18 protein-coding genes and 1 tRNA gene are annotated in these 18,706 nt (G+C 42.2%); 14 read left to right on the plus strand and 5 right to left on the minus strand.

Annotation, left to right across the window (positions count from 1 at the left end):
- Positions 1-130 precede the first annotated feature (130 nt).
- From ACDQ55_RS12650 to ACDQ55_RS12665, 4 genes are read left to right on the plus strand one after another with little or no spacing between them, the layout of a single operon-like run.
- Positions 131-484 carry a DoxX-like family protein gene (locus tag ACDQ55_RS12650; protein WP_420981762.1) on the plus strand — a complete coding sequence of 118 codons (354 nt, stop codon included), beginning with the start codon at positions 131-133 and terminating at the stop codon, positions 482-484.
- Positions 468-1,202 carry a DUF2071 domain-containing protein gene (locus tag ACDQ55_RS12655; RefSeq protein ID WP_420981763.1) on the plus strand — a complete coding sequence of 245 codons (735 nt, stop codon included), beginning with the start codon at positions 468-470 and terminating at the stop codon, positions 1,200-1,202. Before ACDQ55_RS12650 ends, ACDQ55_RS12655 begins: the two co-directional genes overlap by 17 nt.
- On the plus strand, positions 1,196-1,972 hold the full coding sequence (locus ACDQ55_RS12660; protein ID WP_420981764.1) for a methyltransferase: 777 nt from the start codon (positions 1,196-1,198) through the stop codon (positions 1,970-1,972). The genes ACDQ55_RS12655 and ACDQ55_RS12660 overlap by 7 nt, the downstream gene beginning before the upstream one ends.
- Positions 1,956-2,354, plus strand: coding sequence for a hypothetical protein (locus tag ACDQ55_RS12665; RefSeq protein ID WP_420981765.1), 399 nt, complete (start codon positions 1,956-1,958; stop codon positions 2,352-2,354). The genes ACDQ55_RS12660 and ACDQ55_RS12665 overlap by 17 nt, the downstream gene beginning before the upstream one ends.
- 46 nt (positions 2,355-2,400) lie before the next feature.
- Here ACDQ55_RS12665 and ACDQ55_RS12670 read toward each other — a convergent pair whose 3' ends face one another.
- Positions 2,401-3,384: a family 43 glycosylhydrolase gene (locus ACDQ55_RS12670; RefSeq protein WP_420981766.1), complete on the minus strand. Its 984-nt coding sequence runs from the start codon at positions 3,382-3,384 to the stop codon at positions 2,401-2,403.
- Positions 3,385-3,645: 261 nt separating this feature from the next.
- On the opposite strand from ACDQ55_RS12670, the gene ACDQ55_RS12675 reads away from it, so the two are divergent.
- The 4 genes from ACDQ55_RS12675 to ACDQ55_RS12690 all read left to right on the plus strand — a co-directional run bounded on the left by ACDQ55_RS12675 (position 3,646) and on the right by ACDQ55_RS12690 (position 7,422).
- Positions 3,646-4,338, plus strand: a complete 693-nt coding sequence (locus ACDQ55_RS12675) for an HAD-IB family phosphatase (protein ID WP_420981767.1) — start codon at positions 3,646-3,648, stop codon at positions 4,336-4,338.
- 294 nt (positions 4,339-4,632) lie between these two features.
- Positions 4,633-5,619, plus strand: coding sequence for an aldo/keto reductase (locus ACDQ55_RS12680; RefSeq protein WP_420981768.1), 987 nt, complete (start codon positions 4,633-4,635; stop codon positions 5,617-5,619).
- A 196-nt stretch (positions 5,620-5,815) separates the two neighbouring features.
- The gene (locus ACDQ55_RS12685; RefSeq protein ID WP_420981769.1) at positions 5,816-6,994 is read left to right on the plus strand and encodes an acyltransferase family protein; all 1,179 of its coding nucleotides are present in this window, start codon (positions 5,816-5,818) and stop codon (positions 6,992-6,994) included.
- A 74-nt stretch (positions 6,995-7,068) separates the two neighbouring features.
- Positions 7,069-7,422 carry a DUF805 domain-containing protein gene (locus tag ACDQ55_RS12690; protein ID WP_420981770.1) on the plus strand — a complete coding sequence of 118 codons (354 nt, stop codon included), beginning with the start codon at positions 7,069-7,071 and terminating at the stop codon, positions 7,420-7,422.
- Between the two features lie 152 nt (positions 7,423-7,574).
- Here ACDQ55_RS12690 and ACDQ55_RS12695 read toward each other — a convergent pair whose 3' ends face one another.
- Positions 7,575-8,495 carry a hypothetical protein gene (locus ACDQ55_RS12695; RefSeq protein WP_420981771.1) on the minus strand — a complete coding sequence of 307 codons (921 nt, stop codon included), beginning with the start codon at positions 8,493-8,495 and terminating at the stop codon, positions 7,575-7,577.
- A 336-nt stretch (positions 8,496-8,831) separates the two neighbouring features.
- Between ACDQ55_RS12695 and ACDQ55_RS12700 the strand changes: the two genes are divergently transcribed.
- From ACDQ55_RS12700 to ACDQ55_RS12710, 3 genes are all read left to right on the plus strand, one after another.
- Positions 8,832-9,233, plus strand: a complete 402-nt coding sequence (locus ACDQ55_RS12700) for an ATP-binding protein (RefSeq protein WP_420981772.1) — start codon at positions 8,832-8,834, stop codon at positions 9,231-9,233.
- A 278-nt stretch (positions 9,234-9,511) separates the two neighbouring features.
- Positions 9,512-11,251 carry an SWIM zinc finger family protein gene (locus tag ACDQ55_RS12705; RefSeq protein ID WP_420981773.1) on the plus strand — a complete coding sequence of 580 codons (1,740 nt, stop codon included), beginning with the start codon at positions 9,512-9,514 and terminating at the stop codon, positions 11,249-11,251.
- Positions 11,252-11,628: 377 nt separating this feature from the next.
- Positions 11,629-11,808: a hypothetical protein gene (locus ACDQ55_RS12710; RefSeq protein WP_420981774.1), complete on the plus strand. Its 180-nt coding sequence runs from the start codon at positions 11,629-11,631 to the stop codon at positions 11,806-11,808.
- A gap of 20 nt (positions 11,809-11,828) precedes the next feature.
- On the opposite strand, the gene ACDQ55_RS12715 is transcribed toward ACDQ55_RS12710, so the two are convergent.
- Positions 11,829-11,902, minus strand: a tRNA-Asp gene (locus tag ACDQ55_RS12715).
- A gap of 160 nt (positions 11,903-12,062) precedes the next feature.
- Here ACDQ55_RS12715 and ACDQ55_RS12720 point away from each other — a divergent pair.
- Both ACDQ55_RS12720 and dapA read left to right on the plus strand, forming a co-directional pair.
- Positions 12,063-13,016, plus strand: coding sequence for an acetyl-CoA carboxylase carboxyltransferase subunit alpha (locus tag ACDQ55_RS12720; RefSeq protein ID WP_420981775.1), 954 nt, complete (start codon positions 12,063-12,065; stop codon positions 13,014-13,016).
- 79 nt (positions 13,017-13,095) lie between these two features.
- Positions 13,096-13,971 (plus strand): 4-hydroxy-tetrahydrodipicolinate synthase, encoded by an 876-nt coding sequence (gene dapA, locus ACDQ55_RS12725; RefSeq protein ID WP_420981776.1) that lies wholly within the window; start codon positions 13,096-13,098, stop codon positions 13,969-13,971.
- A gap of 140 nt (positions 13,972-14,111) precedes the next feature.
- Here dapA and ACDQ55_RS12730 read toward each other — a convergent pair whose 3' ends face one another.
- On the minus strand, positions 14,112-15,020 hold the full coding sequence (locus tag ACDQ55_RS12730) for a ribonuclease Z (RefSeq protein WP_420981777.1): 909 nt from the start codon (positions 15,018-15,020) through the stop codon (positions 14,112-14,114).
- A gap of 162 nt (positions 15,021-15,182) precedes the next feature.
- Positions 15,183-15,557: an STAS domain-containing protein gene (locus tag ACDQ55_RS12735; protein ID WP_420981778.1), complete on the minus strand. Its 375-nt coding sequence runs from the start codon at positions 15,555-15,557 to the stop codon at positions 15,183-15,185.
- A 300-nt stretch (positions 15,558-15,857) separates the two neighbouring features.
- On the opposite strand from ACDQ55_RS12735, the gene ACDQ55_RS12740 reads away from it, so the two are divergent.
- On the plus strand, positions 15,858-18,392 hold the full coding sequence (locus ACDQ55_RS12740) for an ATP-dependent Clp protease ATP-binding subunit (RefSeq protein WP_420981779.1): 2,535 nt from the start codon (positions 15,858-15,860) through the stop codon (positions 18,390-18,392).
- Positions 18,393-18,706: the final 314 nt, after the last annotated feature.

Consider the following 18,706-nt stretch of genomic DNA (forward strand, 5'->3'; position numbering starts at 1 on the left):
GGTTTAAAAAGATTAATAAGTTTGCTGTACGGCTCAAATTTGTTTGTTGAGTGGCCCGTTCATTATTTGTTTTTCTTACCTTACCTTGTTGGCCAGATAGCCTATGTTAATGCTGAAATTTCTTATACACATGATGATTGCCCTGGTTTGGTTTGTTAACGGCTTTATTTGTAAGGTAATGAATAAGGTACCGCGTCACCAACAGATTGTATCTAGAATATTAGGGGAGGTTCATGCCACTTTGCTCACCCGTATCATCGGATGGCTGGAAATAGGAATGGCTGTTTGGATATTATCTGGTATAAAACCAAGTTGGTGCGCTTTGCTACAGATATTGTTGATAGGGGTGATGAATGTGATAGAATTTATACTGGCGGCCGATCTGTTGTTGTTTGGCAGGGTCAATATCATCTTTGCTGTTATATTTATGGCAGTGATCTATATTAATGAATGTAAACCGTTGATAGATGTTATCCGTTTTTAAAGATCATCCTTTTGCAGTGGAAGCCTTTTTTGAAAGCTCTCTGGTACTCACTTATGCTGTGCCTGCAGCAATATTGCGGCAGCAGGTGCCCCGCCGTTTGATGTTGGATACTTTTCTTGACGAATGGGCTTTTATTGCTATTGCCATTGTTAAAACCAGGGGCCTGCGGCCAAAGGGCTTTCCTGCGTTTATGGGTACTGATTTTATACTTACCGGCTATCGGGTATTTGTTCGCTATACTACTCCACAGGGTAAAAATTTACGGGGGCTTTATATACTGAAATCTGAAACAGATAAAAGGAAAATGGCTTTTTTAGGAAATTTGTTTACTCATTATAACTATACTACTACAGATATCCAATATACGCACCAGCATAACCAGGTGCAGGTGCATTCTGAGCAATCGGGGTTGCATATTGTGCTGAATACGGGCTCGCCAGCGGCGCCATTGCCGACTGATTCTCCATTTAATAGCTGGAAAGAGGCCAGGCGCTTTGCCGGGCCTTTGCCCTTTACCTTTACCTGCGATGGGGTGGTGGGTAAAGTACTGGTGATTGAGGGGGTGAGGGAAAACTGGACGCCTGCGCCTGTAGAAGTACTGGAAAGCCGTATTGCTTTTCTGCAGCAATCTGTATGGCAGGAAGCCCGGTTGGCTAATGCTTTCATGATCCAGCATATCCCTTATTATTGGAAAAAAGGTAAAGTAGATCTATGGTGATGATAAGCGCAGGAGCTGCCGTTAGGAGACCTCTTCAAGGTGTACGGAACATTATCCGGTTCAATTGGCATTTTTATGTGCTGGCACTCTGGGGGATGTTAACAGGTTGGTGGATCATCCGGGAGGCGCCCGTTTTTCTTCAGGTGTGTGGACAAGGGCTGATATTCCTGGCAATGATAAGTACCTTGCTTTCTTTGATGGTATCCTGGTATATTTACGATTGGTCGGGATTATATGAACTGCATTGGCTGGAAGGTATTGATCCGGGAGAGCGAATGGTAAATGTTCATGCCGGATTCGACGAAACAAGTTTTCGCTTGCAACAGCAATATCCACAGGCGGTGCTGGCGGTATTTGATTTCTATGACCCACGACTACATACAGAAATTTCCATAGAGCGTGCCCGCCGGGTGTATCGCCCTTTTCCGGGTACCCAAACCATTACCACAACGGCGGTGCCCCTGGAAACGGCATCGGCAGATACCATATGGGTATTGTTAGCTGCGCATGAGATCCGGCACCGCGGAGAGCGCATTGCTTTTTTTCAGGAGCTGTGCCGCTGCTTGAAAATCACCGGAAAAATAGTTGTGCTGGAACACCTGAGAGATACGCCTAATTGTTTGGCCTACAACATAGGTTGCTTGCATTTCCTTTCCCGGAGCGAATGGGCATGTACTTTCAGTGGCGCGGGTCTTACTGTGGAAGAAGAAAGAAAGGTGACCCCTTTTTTGTCGGCTTTTATACTGGTTAAAAATGGAACTACAGCTTAATATTACAGGTTATCTACTCGTGTTATTGGCCCTATTGCATGTGTTTTTTCCACGATATTTTAACTGGAAGAAGGAATTTGCGGCCATAAGCCAGTTAAGCAGGCAAGTGATGTATGTACACACTTTCTTTATAGCCCTGGTGGTATTATTAATGGGAGTAGGTTGCATCTATGCTGCAACAGATATATTGCATACCCGCCTGGGGCATTTATTGGCATTGGGATTATTTATTTTTTGGGGATGCCGTTTGTTTTTCCAGTTTTTCGTGTACGCACCAGAATTATGGAAGGGAAAGCGTTTTGAGACAGCGGTACACATTATATTTTCTGTACTGTGGACTTATTTTAGCCTGATATTCTTTCTTGCCTTCTGGACAGTATAAAAAAACCGTTGCTATAGCGAAATAGCAACGGTTTTTGCGATGTTCTTTATTTCTGCACATCAGTGGTAGCAGGGGTAGGTATCACCTTCTGGATGGTGCCATCTGGGTTGTAGTATAATTTATCCACACAGATGGATCTCAGCCAATCGTGATGAGACAGGGCGCTGGTATGGTAAAAAGAATACCATTGGCCTTTATATTCTACGATAGAACCGTGGTTGGTATAACTATCGGTAGGGTCCATGTAGATGCCCTGAGAGGTCCATGGCCCCAATGGGCTTTTACTGGTAGCATAACGCATGCGGTTATGCTTGCCATCTACATTATGGTTGTCTGAGTAAGACAAATAATAAATACCATTTCTTTTGTGTACCCAGCTGGCTTCGTGAAAATCTTCCAGTCCTTCCATTCGCTTCATTTCGCCATCTACTTCCATCATGTTATCCTGCAGTTTACCGCCTTTGCAGGTGCCGCCGCCGCCGTAATACAGGTAAGCTTGCCCATCGTCGTCTACAAATACGCAAGGGTCGATCATAGATTCCAATCCCTTGATGTATCCTTGTACCTTAAAGTCACTGGCGGGTTTTTTACTGGTGGCTACGCCTATTTTCCAGGTAGTATTCCACTGGTCGCCAGAAGGATGTGGGAAGTAAAAGTAGTAAGTGCCATTTTTATAGGCACAATCCGGTGCCCACATAAAGCCACCGTCTTTACGGCCCCAGGGAACCTGGCTGGCCCGGAGAATTTCGCCATGGTCTTTCCAGTGGATCATATCGTTGGTAGAAAATACGTGATACTGGTCCATCAGGTCACAACCACGGGGTGGGGCAATATCATGAGAGGCATATACATAAAGCCGTCCGTCTTTCCATACGTGTGCAGAAGGGTCTGCAGTATACATGTCTGTAATAAAAGGATTGGTTTGTGCCTTTACAGCGGTACTACTTATTCCTACTGTTATAGCAAGAGCCAGCATAACTCTTTTAAATGCCTTCATCGTGGAATTAAAAAATTGATCAGATTTCATCATTGATTAATATTATGTTGAATACAAAGAGTAAACGCTTAAAATTAAGCAGCATGCCCTAACAATAGCGCTAATTTTGCGCAAATAGTCCTTAATTAGTGGTGGATTTAGGAAAACCTTTACATGTGATGTGCACTTATTCCTTTCTTCTCCGGTGGTTATCCCCCTGGAAAAATAAGTTTAACTACTAGAATTTCTTGAAACGTATAATTTTGTACTTCTTTCAGCGCTTGCCGGAATACCGGGCATTAAATAACCAGATACGTGAGTAAAAAATATTATATTATTGATTTCGATAGTACTTTCATCCAGGTAGAAGCATTAGATGAACTGGCCCGCATTTCTTTGAAAGATCATCCAGAAAGGGAAAATAGTTATAAGGAAATTGAAGTTTTAACGAACCAGGCGATGGAAGGCCAGCTTTCTTTCCGGGAAAGTCTTGCGAAAAGGATACAATTACTGGAGGCCAATAAGAATCACCTGAAACAATTGGTGAAACATTTGAAGAAGCTGGTATCTGTTTCTTTTGCCCGCAATAAAAATTTCTTTAAACATCATGCAGACGACGTATTAATTGTATCAGGTGGATTTAAAGAGTTTATTACTCCGGTAGTGTTGCCTTTTCATATTAAAAAAGAAAACATTTATGCCAATACTTTTCTGTTTAACAAAGAGGGGGGAATTATCGGGTACGATGAGCGTAACCCACTTTCTTATGAAGGAGGGAAAGTAAAGCTGTTACGTGAGCTGCAGTTGGAGGGCGACATTCATGGTATTGGTGATGGTTATTCGGATTTTCAGTTAAAAGAATCTGGTATGATCAGTAAGTTTTATGCTTTCACAGAAAACATAGAACGTAAATCGGTGATAGCCAAAGCAGACTATATTACTCCCAGCCTGGATGAATTTCTGTATATCAATCAACTGCCAGCTGCCATCTCTTATCCTAAACCGTAGGCCAAAGTGAATCAGGTGTTTGCTGATCATCAGATCAACATTATATCACAGTATCTAATAAACAGATTGGCTATGCGGTCACCGATATTGCCACAGATTATGATAAACAGATAGTGAAAGATTTAAGGCAGGTAGCGAATACGGTGAAATTCCGCATGATTGATCCTTTCCTGTGCCGCGCAACATTTTGAAAATATCTGTTGTTGTTGAAAAAGTTTGTTACACATAAAAGCGCTCCACGGCATTTATTTTTGTTTACAATTTAACCGGTATTTTATCATTTAATCTTTTTATATGCAACACAGAAAACTCGGAAATAGTGACTTAGACGTTTCGGTAATTACTTTTGGCGCCTGGGCTGCAGGCGGCTGGATGTGGGGTAAAACAGACAGGGCAGATGCAGTAGCTGCTATCCGCGCGGCATATGATGAAGGGGTAACCTCTATTGATACAGCTCCGATATATGGACAAGGTACAAGTGAGGAAATTGTAGGGGAGGCGATTAAGGATTTGCCTCGTAACAACATCCAGATACTTACCAAGTTTGGTATGCGCTGGGATCTGGCGAAAGGAGATTTTGCCTTTAAAAGTAAAGATAACAGTGGTAAAGACATCGATATCTATAAGTACGCCGGAAAAGAAAGTGTGATAAAGGAATGTGAAGATAGTTTACGGCGTCTGGGTACGGATTATATTGACCTTTATCAGATCCATTGGCCGGAGAGTACTACGCCTATAGAGGAAACTTTTGAGGCTGTGGCACAGTTGATCCAGCAAGGAAAAGTACGCTATGCAGCGGTATGTAACTATAGTGCTGCACAGATGGCAGAGGCAGAGAAAGCGGTGAACATTGTATCTAACCAGGTGCCTTACAGCATGGTAAACAGGGGGATTGAGCAAGAGGTAGTGCCTTATTGCCTGCAACATGGTAAATCTATACTGGCTTACAGTCCATTGGAAAGGGGATTGCTTACGGGTAAAATGAAGCCCGGCCAGCAATTCCAGGAAGGAGACCATCGGGCTGGTAACCCTTTCTTTACAGCTGCCAGCATTGAAAAAACCAATGTCTTTCTGGAAAAAATAAAGCCTTTGGCAGCAGCTAAGGGCGCTACATTGGGCCAACTTGTATTGCGTTGGACCCTAGAGCAGCCCGGTATTACCATTGCTTTGGCTGGCGCCCGTAATGCCCAGCAGTCGGTAGAAAATGCACGTGCTGCCAGTATACAGATCACCGGAGAAGAAATGAAGTTCATCCATTCAGCCTTGGCTGCGATGGGCTGAGCATAATATAATAGTACTATAACAGGCTTTGGTGCGATAAGGGTATCAAAGTCTGTTTACAGATTGGTTTCTTCTGCCGTTCTGCAGATAATAAATCCCCGCCAGCAATTTTTACATCAAAAAAATTTGAATTCCAGTGCTGCGGCACTTATCTTTAAGTCCTGCATACTCGAAAGCTGACACGATCCGTACAGCAATGAAACCAATACCAGAAAGGACCCAATGGGTCGATAACCTGCGCTCATGCATTACCATATTGGTAGTGGCGCATCACTCCGCATTGTCTTATACTACTTTTGCCTGGTTCGATCCAAAGCGGTATATCAACTCTACGCATCCGGTGGTAGATACCCAACGTTGGAAAGGATTAGATCTTTTCGTGGATTTTAATGATATTTTTTTTATGTCACTGATGTTTTTCATTGGTGGTTTGTTTATCGTTAAAAGCATCCGGAAAAAGGGGAAGAGAGCATTTTTGAAGGAAAGATTTTTCCGTTTGTTTATACCCTTTGCTGTAGGCTGCACTTGCTTGATGTTAATAGCCTACTATCCTGCTTACTATCTTGCTACCAAACAAACGGGTATCATCGGGTTTGTAGTGGATTATTTCACTGCACAAGGTTGGCCAGTGGGGCCTCCCTGGTTTATCTGGGTATTATTCCTGTTTAATTTCCTGGCTTTGTTATATGTGGAGGTTATTGAAAGGCGTATCCCCTGGTTACGTCAGGTATTGGTAAAAGGAAGTGCGAAGCCGTTGGCCGTTTTTGGGGTATTATGGTTGCTGACGTTGTTGTTGCATGCACCTGTATCTGCCTGGGTAGGTATTGGCACCTGGACAGGGATAGGGCCCTTCGATTTCCAGATAGGCAGAATATTGCTTTATTTTGGCTATTTCAATATAGGCGTTTGCGTAGGAGCCACCAATTTTAATACGGGTATATTTTCGCAAGAGGGACTGTTAATAAAGCGATGGATAGGATGGAGTTTGGCAATGGTATTGGTATATGCCACGTTGGTATTGGCTTCGGTTGTTTTAACCCAATGGGTAAAGCAGCAGCTTATGCCAGCTGCTATTGGATGGTCGTTGTACTTTATATGCTTTGCCGCTTCCTGTGCCTGTAGCAGTCTTGCATTTATCAGTATGTTTTGTGCAATAGGTAATGCCTCTGGTAAGTGGAGCCGTTCATTGTCTGAAAATGCTTATTGCATTTATTTGGTGCATTATATTTTTGTTACCTGGTCTCAATTTGCTTTACTACCTATAGCTTTGCCGGCAGGAATAAAATTTCTCTTTACTTTCGGAGTGGCGTTGGGAGGAAGCTGGTGGTTGAGCAGTTGGTTGAGAAAGTATAAGATGATCAGCAGGTATGTATAATGTTGCACCGCATCCTGTACCGGCTGGTGTGGCCCCATTTCCCTTGTTTTTTTATCTAAAATTTAATGATACCTATGTTTAAAAAGCCATTTTCCTTTTCTGGCCGTATTAAAAGAACAGAGTACGGTTTGTCGCTGATTGCTTATATAGCTAGCTGTTTACTTATGGAGTTTTTAAATGAAACAATCGCTTATGTTTCTTTGATAATTTTTCTTCCTATGCTTTGGCTTTTTATAGCTCAGTCAGTTAAAAGAGCGCATGACCTTAATAAAAGCGGTTGGTTTATTATCATTCCTTTTTATGGGTTATGGTTATTGTTTGCTGAAGGTATCCAGGGTAGCAACAAATATGGGGATGATCCTAAAGGGTTTGTAGACGTTGTTGAAATTGAAAGTATTGGTGTAGACGTAGAAGAAGAAAAAATATAAGCCCGGTCAAAGATCAATAAGCGTTGGGGATTAAGGCTAACGCTTATTGATCTTTGAATGTTTTATTTGCTTACCGTCACTATTTCCCCGGTATGCTTTCTATTAGTTGATGTGCAGGCAGCATTAATCCGCTCTTTGTTATTCATAGTCTGTTAAAAAGACATACCGATAGGTGTGAATAATTTCCTATAATAGTTTTCATCTCCCATATAGCCATTCATTTGCCTTTCAATTTCTGCACGGGGAAGCTGCATGCTTTGCATATATTGATTCCACTTATTGATAAGTGCATTTTTATCTTCAATTCTTTTGATGAGTATAGCATCTCTTTTATCGTAGGTAGTATACTGCTCTTTCCAGGCGTTGTAATTAGAGATGATCTGTTTGACCCGGTTATCAAGTGAGTCTCTTTCTTTGGTTAGCGAAGTATTTGCTATTAAGCATCTTTTATACTGATTGCTGTAATAAGAAGTACTGTCTGTACCAGTTGCTGAAGTATTCACAGCTGGTTGCCGGCCATTAATCATGGCTGATTGTTTGATTATTTGTTCATTTAACGCTTGGATGGTATTGTGTTGTGCCAGGTTTTCCTGGCGTAGGTTGCCTATCTGATTTTCTGCTATATTGAGTTTATTCATTAACCCCAGATCCGGTATCCAGGAAGTTTGCTGTGTGAGAAAATAGAAAAAGGGAACAATTGCAGCTTTATTGGTTGTTTCTTTTCTTTCCTCGTTGCTATAAGCTCTTAATGCCAACTCTTTAGTAGCTACCTGAAAGCCTAAAGCGTGAATGTATATGAGCATGGCGTTAGGAAAAACAAGCATCCACAGGGTTTTTATTTTTTTACTCCTGGAGCTGAAAATTTTATAAATAGCAAGACTAAGGCAACTAAGCGTACTGATGATCCCAACGAGTGTGGTATGCAGCTGATAGCTTTGAATAGGCATAAAACAAATGAGATCAAAAAATAGGGTGGTCATCCAGCAGCATAGTGCTGCGCCACTAATTGTTTTGAGTGTTTTTGCTGTTATCCATTCTTGAGGGATGGTAGGGATATTATTATTCTCAGGCATAGTCTTAGCAATATAGGATAGATGGGGTGAAATGGATTATTATGGGGCTAATTTAATAAAAATAGTTAAACCAATGGTGGTAAATAGGTTGCTTTTGGCGGTATTTGTGGTGTTTCTGCCAGGTGTCGGATAATACATTAATGCGTAATAGTCTGATAGTCATTTGTAAAATAATATGATGAGGCCAATTTAGGAAGGATAAGTCACGGATATTATAAAATCTTCATAAGTTACCTATTTGGCTTTACCAGTATATATGATCGGACTTAGAGCGAATTGATAGTCAATTTGGCTCTAAGTGTTTGGATTTGTATACTTAAAGCCAAATTGCAAGAAATGAGTAGAATAATAGGAAGAGAGAAGGAATTGAAAATTCTAGAACAGGCAATGGGATCTGAGACTTCCCAGTTTATTGCAGTATATGGAAGGCGAAGGGTTGGTAAAACTTTTTTAATCAGAGAAGCTTTTCAACAGGATTTTGCATTTTACCTTACTGGTGTAGCTAATAGTCTTTTTCAGTTAAGTGATTTTTATTCCTTGTTTTATATCAGATTTATACGCGGAAATCATGCGTTGAACAAGAATACCTGGATTAATGGACTTGATTCACCGCAACAAAGGTCCTGGAGTGGTTATGCATTTGAGCAGGTGTGTCTTGCTCATCTGAGAGAGATTAAACATGCTCTTGGTATCAGTGGTGTCCAGACAAGTAGCTCTTTCATGGATCAACACAGGTGAGGGGAGCAAGCGACAAATAGATCTGGTTATAGATAGAAAAGACGATGTTATCAATATATGCGAAATGAAGTTCTCTATTAATCCTTTTACTATTGATAAAAGTATCAAACAGAATTACAAGATAAAATAGACACATTCCGAACAGCAACACGTACTAATAAATCCATTTTTTTGACTATGATTACTACTTTTGGAATAGTGAGAAATATGCATTCTAATAGCATAGTCCAGAATAGTTTAACTATGGATGATTTATTTCGATGATTTAAATATTACTTATGCTCACATTGAGAAAATTTGAATTACAGATAAGTGATACAATCGTATATAGAGGAAGGGAATATTATGAAAATGGAGCTGTTGTTGATGTTGAAAAAACAGGAAAAGACTTCTGGCAAGCCGAAGTGATGGGAACCGAACTATATACCGTGAGAGTGGATATTTTCAAAAAGGATAGAATAAAATCATATTCATGCGACTGCCCTTATGACGGTGATATTTGCAAACATGTCGTAGCTCTTTTATTTCTTCTGAGGGAAAAAATTATAAACACTGCTGTTCGCAAAAACGTAGTCCCCAAAACAGATTTTTATAAGTTAATACAAAGAATAAGCTTAGAGGAGTTCCAGGAATTTATTTTGACCCATGCCACAAAGGATGAAACCTTCAAATTTCTCTTTGAGCGGTACTTTTCGGATAAGGATAGCAGCATTAATATAGAAGATAAGTATACGAAACAGCTTAAAAGTTTCATAAGGAGTCATTCGAGCGGAGATTTTATTGATTATCGATCCATTCACAGGCTGGCAAACGAGGTTAATGGATTGCTTGATGAGGGCCGCCAGATGATACAAAAAAGCAATTTCCGCGGTGCTTTTATTGTAGCGAGATCTGTATTAACAGAAGTTATCGAACTTATTACTTACTGCGATGATTCCAGTGGATATATTGGTGATATTATCAACAGTTCTATAGAACTGATAAGGGTTGTTGCAGACGCTGAAAGCTTAGTAGTGGATTTGCAGGAGGAAGTCCTTTTTTTCGTGCAATCAGCGCTAAATCGTTCTATATACTTTGATTATGGTGACTTTGGATATGAGATAGTTGATTTGTATCAAACTCTTGCCATAAAACTAAATAGAGAAAAATCCTATTTGGAGTTTGTTGATGGTCAGATTAAAATGACTTCAGCGGATGAATATCCCTACAGAAAAGAGTATTTCATTGTAAAAAAAATAGTCTTTCTGAAAGCTATAGGAAATATTAGAGGAGCTCAAGAGCTTGTTCTTGAAAATTTAGATATTGTTGATGTCAGACGTGGAGAGGTAAATAGTTTAATAGAAGAAAAAGATTTCTCTCCCGCGAAGAAATTTATAGCTGAAGGAATTAAAATTGCTGAAAAGAAAGACCATCCCGGAACCGTTGCGGAGTGGCAGAAAGAATTGCTGCGCATTGCCGTCTTAGAAAACGATAAAAAGACGATCAGGCATTACACGAAGTATTTTGCTTTTAATCGGGGCTTTGATACAGTTTACTATAATCAATGGAAGAATACTTTCACCATTGATGAATGGGAAGAGGAAATAGAAAAATATATTGAGGAAAGAATAACAAGTGTAGAACTGCAATATCAAAAAAATAAGGGCAAAGCATGGTATTCGACCGATACATTACTGCTTGATTTACTTGCCCCTATTTATATTGAAGAAAAATATTGGGACAGGCTACTTGCACTTATAAGCAAGGAAACAGATTTGGACAGATTGTTACAGTATCATAACTATTTGATAAAGATATATCCGGTACAGCTATTGGCAATATATATTCCTGCATTTGAGCGTAAAGGAGATGTGGTTGGGAACCGTAGGGAATATGCAGATTTGGCTATCAAAATGGAAAAGGTAATTAAAGCTATTCCTGAAGGGAAAGATGAAATTATCGCCGTGGCAAAGGAATTAATCCGTAAATACCCCCGCCGTCCCGCTATGATTGAAGAACTGAATGCAGTCGTTTGTTAAACTGATCGGAGGCCATTAAACTGAAATCGGCAAAACTCGAAGAAACCCGCTCAATGAGCGGGTTTCTTCTGGAACGATGGAAAATATAAACAACACATTGCAGAAGGCATTGGATACCCAATGTATCGGACCACGGATAGTCTCTTGTGGGGAACGGGAAAAATTGATGGATATTACTCCTACGTAGTAGTAGACTGGAATGGTGAAGTATTTGAACTTTTTTCCAAATACAATGATGCAGACTTCTCTTACTATTCGAAATGGCTTATTTCTTTTATAAGAGAATATCGTAAAAGAGGAAAGATGTTCATGTTTCCGAGGAGGTTCCATTTGATTTCATGACCCAAGATTAGCTATGAGCTGAAACTACCTATGGTATGGCATTCAGTGATGCGGGTATGAAAGAGAAGTTGCAAAAACTCATATTTTCTGAGGGAATCGGCTACGATCGCAAAAATGAGGTATTTCGAACCGGAAAAGTAAATGAAGTATTCGCGTTAATCGCCAGCCTGTCGGGCAATACCGGCTCTAATGAAAAAGGGGACAAATCATGCTGATGATGATTTGTCCCCTTTTGCGGACCAGACGGGACTCGAACCCGCGACCTCCGCCGTGACAGGGCGGCATTCTAACCAACTGAACTACTGATCCTTTCCGTAAATTCTAACTAAGAACTTGTGTCCCAATTCGTTGTGTTGTTCCGTTTTGGGATTGCAAAGATAGCAACAAAGTTCCCAATTAAGCAAATCTTTTTTAAAAAATATTTTCAGCATTATCTTTACAGCCGATCTTTAACCAATTTAATCAAATTATGCAATTCCTGGATTTCGAGAAACCTATCGCTGACTTATATGAGCAGCTGGATAAGCTGAAGGAAAATGGTGAAAAATCAGGCGTAGATGTATCGGCTACCGTGAACGAGTATGAGCAGAAAATTGCTGCTACCCGTCAAGATATCTACGACCACCTCACTCCCTGGCAGCGGGTACAGTTGAGCCGTCATCCTGATAGGCCTTATACGTTGGCGTACATCGAAAAAATGTGCACTAATTTTATGGAACTGCATGGCGACCGGAATGTGAAAGATGACAAGGCCATGGTGGGCGGTTTCGCTGATCTGGATGGGGAAACTGTAATGTTTATCGGCCAACAGAAAGGTATTAATACCAAAATGCGTCAGCTGAGAAACTTTGGTATGGCTAATCCTGAAGGTTATCGTAAAGCGCTCCGCCTAATGAAACTCGCGGAAAGGTTCGATAAGCCTGTTGTTACGCTGATCGACACGCCTGGTGCTTATCCTGGTCTGGAAGCAGAAGAAAGGGGACAGGCTGAAGCTATTGCCCGTAACCTGTTTGAAATGGTGAAGCTTCGTGTACCTGTTATTTGTATCATTATTGGAGAAGGTGCTTCCGGTGGCGCTTTGGGCATCGGTATCGGCGACAGGGTATTTATGCTGGAAAACAGCTGGTATACCGTTATTTCTCCTGAAAACTGTTCTACAATCCTCTGGCGTAGTTGGAGCTTCAAGGAAAAGGCTGCAGAAGAGCTGAAACTTACATCCGATTACATGAGCCAGTTCGGGCTGGTAGATGGTATTATACGTGAACCACTCGGTGGCGCACATGTAAGCCCTGATGAAATGGCCCGGATCTTAAAGATTCGTATCAAAGAAACATTGGCCGAACTGAGGAAAATTGATCCTGATACCCGTATAGAACAACGTATCGACAAGTTCTCCCGTATGGGTTTTTACGAAGAGAAATAAAAAATATTTAGAGATCACAATAAAAATTTCGAATTTCGGCCTTTGGAATTCGAAATTTTTATTTTCCCGTAAACGTAATATGGAACAACTCAAAGGCACCGGGGTGGCATTGGTAACACCCTTTAAAGCAGATGAAAGCATAGATTGGAATGCTTTGGAAAAATTGATCAGCTATGTGATCGATGGCGGCGTCGACTATGTGGTGTCATTAGGCACTACTGGTGAAACCCCCACTCTTTCTGCAGATGAAAAGCTGGATTTGATAAAATTCACTTTCGAAAAGGTGGCGAAGCGGGTGCCTGTAGTAATTGGTGTGGGCGATTATAACACACGGGATGTAGTAAAAAGACTGGAAAAATGCCCGCTGGATGAGGCGGTAGCGGTACTCAGCGTAGCGCCGTATTACAGTAAACCTACCCAGGAAGGCATTTTTCAGCATTATAAAACAATAGCGGCTGCTTCTCCTAAACCAATTATCCTCTATAATGTGCCTGGCCGTACTGGCCGTAACATGACAGCGGAAACCACGCTGCGCCTGGCGCATGAAGTGGAAAATATCGTTGCCATGAAAGAAGCCTCCGGAGATATGATGCAATGCATGCAAATTATTCGCGATAAGCCAAAGGATTTCCTGGTGATCAGTGGCGACGATGCCCTGGCCCTTGGTCAATTGGCCTGCGGTATGGATGGCGTTATCTCTGTGGCGGCCAACTATTTCGCTAAAGACTTTTCCGGTATGGTAAAAGCTGCTTTAACGAATAATTACCCGGCTGCCCGCGCACTGAACAATAAAATGTTGGAAGGCTTTGAATTGATGTTTGCAGAAAACAATCCTGCTGGTATCAAGGCATTCTTGCATCATGCCGGAATTGTGGAAAACAACTTCCGCTTACCCGTGGTGCCCGTTACCGAAGGGTTATATGGCAAAATACAAACCTACCTGGGAAATTACTAGTTTACTATAACCGGTTACCATCGTAAAAGTAACAGCCTTTATATTTTTTAGCCCGTTTTAACGACTAAAAATATAAAGGCTGTTACTTTTACGTTTGGGCCCGGCAACCACTCATTTGCCAGGCTTAAATGCCTTGGCAGCTATACGATATACGTCACGCCTTCTTCCGCGATGGCAGTGTTGGAAAATACCGGTTGGGCCTCGTCTAAAAAAGGCTGTAGTGCGGTATATTTAGAAGAAAAGTGCCCGATAAGCAGCTTTTTTACGTTGGCCGCTGCTGCCAGAGAGGCCGCCTGTATAGAGGTGCTGTGGTAGCGTTCTGCTGCCCTTTCCTGCAGTGCATGCAGATAAGTAGTTTCATGATACATCATATCGGCATTTCTTAACCAGGGTATCAGGTTGGTATCGTAAATGGTATCTGCACAATACACATATCGTTTGCCCGGGCAAGGAGGCAGTGTTACCCAGTCGTTTTTTACCAGTACACCATCTTTACGTAAATAGTCTGCCCCGTCCTGTAATTTGGAGAGATATGCGGCTGGTATCTCATAGGCCCTGGCTTGTTCAGCGATCAACCTGCGTTTCTTCTTTTGCAGTTGGATAGAAAAACCAAAGCAGGTAATACGGTGTTCGGTAGGAAAACAACCTACCTGCAGGTCTTTATCCTCTAAGATAACACCACTGTAACCCGGTTGAAGTGGGATGAAAGAGAGCTGAAACTTTAACTCCGTAGCTGAGCAGTCCAATTGTAGCTGGATGATCTGCCCCAGTTCTTCAGGGCCATATACGCTAAGGGGCTCAGTACGTCCCATCAGGCTTAGGGTATTCAACAGGCCGATCAGCCCGAAATAATGATCTCCATGAAGATGGCTGATGAAAATATAGCGCAGTTTGCTGCGTCTTATTTTATACCTGGCTATCTGTAGCTGGGTCCCTTCACCGCAATCGATCAGCAGTAACTGTTCGTTGCAGGTAACGATCTGGGCAGTGGGGTGTCTGTCCAGCGTAGGGATAGCAGAGTTGTTACCTAAAATTGTTACTGCAAACATGGTAATGGCATTTAGCTTATCATTAACCCTTGCCGCCGCTTATGCTCAAAAGCTAAACTGCTCGAGTGTTTATTGTGTATTGTATGTTTTACAGCTGAGAGCAATAGCCGAAACTAAATGTTTGCGCTCAGCCTGTTGTTAACAGCTACCAGCTGCGTGGCATCATTCCAGCCCATCCAATAACTCCCTTTCCAGCTCTTCCATCATTACTAGGTCGATGGCTTCGGCCATTGTAGGAGCAATATTCAACATCTCCCCGCTAGCAGACTTCAGTTCAGCTGTTAAAGTGTTGTTAAGACCCGTCAGCGCACAAGAGAAGTTGTTGTCATACATTTTTTGATAAACTGTTAAAATGGCTTCTACGCCAACCGCGTCCGTTTTTTCTATCAATGTCAAATCCAGTATGAGATTGCGTCCTGTCAGTTCTGGTAATTGGGTTGCAGTGGCGATAAAGTCGTCTGACAAATTAGCATCCAACACGGCGGCTTCTGGCCTAAAAACGACTATTTTTTCTTTGGTATCAATTTTGAATTTCATGTGTTGGACGTTGTTTTATACTTTTAGTAAAAATAAATTTTGAATAGAGGGGCCCGCCTACAAATATTCACCGCAAGAGATTGAAACACATAAACCTCTTTTTCTTCGTAGATATTTTTAAACGAACGTACCCGCGTCAACGCAAAAATAAATCTTATACTATTAAAGTGTAAGGAGTTTGAATCAAAAAAGGAATAACTTCATTTCATAAGAAAGCGTTATAATCTTAAGTCAGAATTATTCGTTATTATTGTATAAGCAAGCCCCCGTAAGGGTTTTTGATCATTTAATAATCTCACAATGGACCAGAATTTTTCACCGCAAGTTAAGGAGATCATTTCGTTCAGCAGAGAGGAAGCTTTACGCCTGGGAAATGACTTCATAGGTACTGAACACCTGCTTCTAGGTATTATTCGAGAAGGCGAGGGCACGGCCGTAAAGATTCTGCAGGCTTTGAACGTAGATCTGTATGAATTACGAAAGGAAGTAGAACTGGCTGTAAAAGATAAGACGGGAAAGAATATCGCTAATATTAATAGCCTTCCACTTACCAGACAGGCAGAGAAAGTCATCCGTGTTACCGTACTGGAAGCCAAGGCACTCAAAAGTGCTACGGTGGAAACAGAACACCTGATGCTTTCTATACTCAAGAATAAGGAAAACGTTTGTACACAAATCTTACAACAATTTGACGTGGACTACGATACTTTTAAAAACGAACTGGGCTTTGTAAAATCTGCGGACCCTAAATCTGAATTCGACGATCCGGGTGAAGAAGAGTTTGAAGATGAAAGAAAGAGTTACGCATCCAAAGCCAAACAGACTAATACCAAATCCAAAACACCCGTACTGGATAACTTTGGTAGAGACATCACCAAGCTGGCCGAAAGTGGCAGCTTAGACCCGATTGTTGGCCGCGAGCAGGAAATTGAAAGGGTTTCCCAGATACTTTCCCGCCGCAAAAAGAACAATCCGATCCTTATTGGTGAACCTGGCGTAGGTAAAACCGCTATTGTGGAAGGACTGGCGCTGCGCATCGTGCAGCGTAAGGTTTCCCGCGTGCTGTTCGATAAGCGCGTGGTTAGCCTGGACCTGGCCGCTCTCGTAGCCGGTACTAAATACCGCGGTCAGTTCGAGGAAAGGATGAAGGCCATCATGAATGAACTCGAAAAGAACAGGGACGTGATCCTGTTTATCGATGAAATTCATACTATCGTGGGCGCTGGTGGCGCTTCCGGTTCCCTGGACGCCTCCAATATCTTTAAACCCGCTCTCGCCAGGGGCGAGCTCCAATGCATTGGAGCTTCCACCCTTGATGAATACCGCATGTACATCGAAAAAGATGGCGCATTGGACCGTCGTTTCCAGAAAGTAATGGTAGAACCACCTACTGTCGACGAAACCATCCAAATCCTCAATAATATCAAGCCCCGTTATGAAGAATACCATAACGTAAGCTATACTGAGGCTGCTATTGATGCTTGTGTGAAACTGAGCGACCGCTACATGACCGACCGTCTGCTGCCAGACAAGGCGATAGACGTACTCGACGAAGTAGGCGCAAGGGTACACCTCAAAAACATTAATGTGCCACAAAATATCCTCGATCTGGAAAAACAGATAGAAGATATCAAGCAAGAAAAAAATAAAGTAGTAAAAAGCCAACGCTTCGAGGAAGCCGCTGCTTTACGCGATACTGAAAAGAAACTGGGCGAAGACCTGGAACGTGCTAAAGCAATGTGGGAAGAAGAAGTGAAGCATAAACGCTACCCGATCGATGAAGAAGCCATCGCCGAAGTAGTCAGCATGATGACCGGTATCCCTGTAAAAAGGATGGTACAGGCAGAAACTGAAAAGCTTCGCCGTATGGGTGAAGACCTCAAGGGCGCCGTGGTGGGACAAGACGATGCCATCAGCAAAGTCACCAAAGCCATCCAGCGTAACCGGGTAGGGCTAAAAGATCCTAAAAAACCAATCGGTACCTTCATATTCCTGGGACCTACCGGGGTTGGTAAAACAGAGCTCGCTAAAGCATTGGCCCGCTACATGTTCGACTCCGATGAAGCGCTTATCCGTATCGATATGAGCGAGTACATGGAGAAATTCTCCGCCAGCCGCCTTATTGGTGCGCCTCCGGGATACGTTGGTTATGAAGAAGGTGGTCAGCTGACTGAAAAAGTACGCCGTAAACCTTACTCTGTTATCCTGCTGGATGAAATAGAGAAAGCTCACCCGGATATTTATAACCTCCTGTTACAGGTATTGGATGATGGTATCCTCACCGATGGCCTCGGCCGTAAGGTAGACTTTAAAAATACCCTCATCATCATGACCTCCAATATCGGAGCCCGTCAGCTGAAAGATTTCGGTGCAGGCGTAGGATTCTCTACTACTGCAAGAGTTAGCAACGAAGAGGAAAATACCAAATCAGTGATCGAAAAAGCACTGAAACGTACTTTCTCTCCCGAATTCCTGAACAGGATCGATGATGTGATTATCTTTAACTCTTTGGCTAAAGAACACATCTATACCATCATCGACATCACCATGAAGAGCGTGTTGAAACGCCTGAATAACCTGGGATTCAGCCTGGAACTGACAGATGATGCCAAAGGCTTCCTGGCAGATAAAGGCTACGACCAGCAGTTCGGCGCCAGACCACTGCACAGGGCCATTCAGAAATATCTGGAAGACCCACTGGCAGAGGAAATCCTCAACATGAACATTCATGATGGAGACATACTCGTGGCCGATCTGGATAAGGAAAATCAAAAGCTGATCTTTACTCTACAGAACAACTCTTCCAAGAGTCTCTCAGAAAAATCCGAAGCGTAATAACACACGCTAAAGTAATATTCCTAAAGCGGGTGTACCCAAGTCCGGTACACCCGCTTTTTATTCAGTATCCCACAGAGGCTGGGAGTTTTGAGCGTTCCTCGTGCTTATTTATCCCCAGGCCAGGAGTTTGAGTGTTCCTCATAGCTTTTATTTATTAAGTATCTCCTCCAGAGGCTGGGAGTTTTGAGCGGCTTATTTATCCCCTCAGCATCCAGGAAGCCAGGAGTATTGTTTGGACCTTCTTCTGGGCTTTATTATTGATGATACACCCCCTCTTTTATTCAGTAGTACCCCAGCAGCCGATAGTTTGT

This window comes from Chitinophaga sp. 30R24, assembly GCF_049056765.1.
Classification (GTDB): domain Bacteria; phylum Bacteroidota; class Bacteroidia; order Chitinophagales; family Chitinophagaceae; genus Chitinophaga.

Excerpts from the sequence above, each read along its gene's own strand:
- ACDQ55_RS12690 (WP_420981770.1), top strand. The coding sequence starts at position 7,069 with ATGTTTAAAAAGCCATTTTCCTTTTCTGGCCGTATTAAAAGAACAGAG.
- ACDQ55_RS12650 (WP_420981762.1), top strand. The coding sequence starts at position 131 with ATGATGATTGCCCTGGTTTGGTTTGTTAACGGCTTTATTTGTAAGGTA.
- ACDQ55_RS12720 (WP_420981775.1), top strand. The coding sequence starts at position 12,063 with ATGCAATTCCTGGATTTCGAGAAACCTATCGCTGACTTATATGAGCAG.
- ACDQ55_RS12700 (WP_420981772.1), top strand. The coding sequence starts at position 8,832 with ATGAGTAGAATAATAGGAAGAGAGAAGGAATTGAAAATTCTAGAACAG.
- ACDQ55_RS12665 (WP_420981765.1), top strand. The coding sequence starts at position 1,956 with ATGGAACTACAGCTTAATATTACAGGTTATCTACTCGTGTTATTGGCC.
- ACDQ55_RS12730 (WP_420981777.1), bottom strand. The coding sequence starts at position 15,020 with ATGTTTGCAGTAACAATTTTAGGTAACAACTCTGCTATCCCTACGCTG.
- ACDQ55_RS12710 (WP_420981774.1), top strand. The coding sequence starts at position 11,629 with ATGGCATTCAGTGATGCGGGTATGAAAGAGAAGTTGCAAAAACTCATA.
- ACDQ55_RS12670 (WP_420981766.1), bottom strand. The coding sequence starts at position 3,384 with ATGATGAAATCTGATCAATTTTTTAATTCCACGATGAAGGCATTTAAA.
- dapA (WP_420981776.1), top strand. The coding sequence starts at position 13,096 with ATGGAACAACTCAAAGGCACCGGGGTGGCATTGGTAACACCCTTTAAA.
- ACDQ55_RS12735 (WP_420981778.1), bottom strand. The coding sequence starts at position 15,557 with ATGAAATTCAAAATTGATACCAAAGAAAAAATAGTCGTTTTTAGGCCA.
- ACDQ55_RS12655 (WP_420981763.1), top strand. The coding sequence starts at position 468 with ATGTTATCCGTTTTTAAAGATCATCCTTTTGCAGTGGAAGCCTTTTTT.
- ACDQ55_RS12660 (WP_420981764.1), top strand. The coding sequence starts at position 1,196 with ATGGTGATGATAAGCGCAGGAGCTGCCGTTAGGAGACCTCTTCAAGGT.
- ACDQ55_RS12705 (WP_420981773.1), top strand. The coding sequence starts at position 9,512 with ATGCTCACATTGAGAAAATTTGAATTACAGATAAGTGATACAATCGTA.
- ACDQ55_RS12695 (WP_420981771.1), bottom strand. The coding sequence starts at position 8,495 with ATGCCTGAGAATAATAATATCCCTACCATCCCTCAAGAATGGATAACA.
- ACDQ55_RS12740 (WP_420981779.1), top strand. The coding sequence starts at position 15,858 with ATGGACCAGAATTTTTCACCGCAAGTTAAGGAGATCATTTCGTTCAGC.
- ACDQ55_RS12685 (WP_420981769.1), top strand. The coding sequence starts at position 5,816 with ATGAAACCAATACCAGAAAGGACCCAATGGGTCGATAACCTGCGCTCA.
- ACDQ55_RS12680 (WP_420981768.1), top strand. The coding sequence starts at position 4,633 with ATGCAACACAGAAAACTCGGAAATAGTGACTTAGACGTTTCGGTAATT.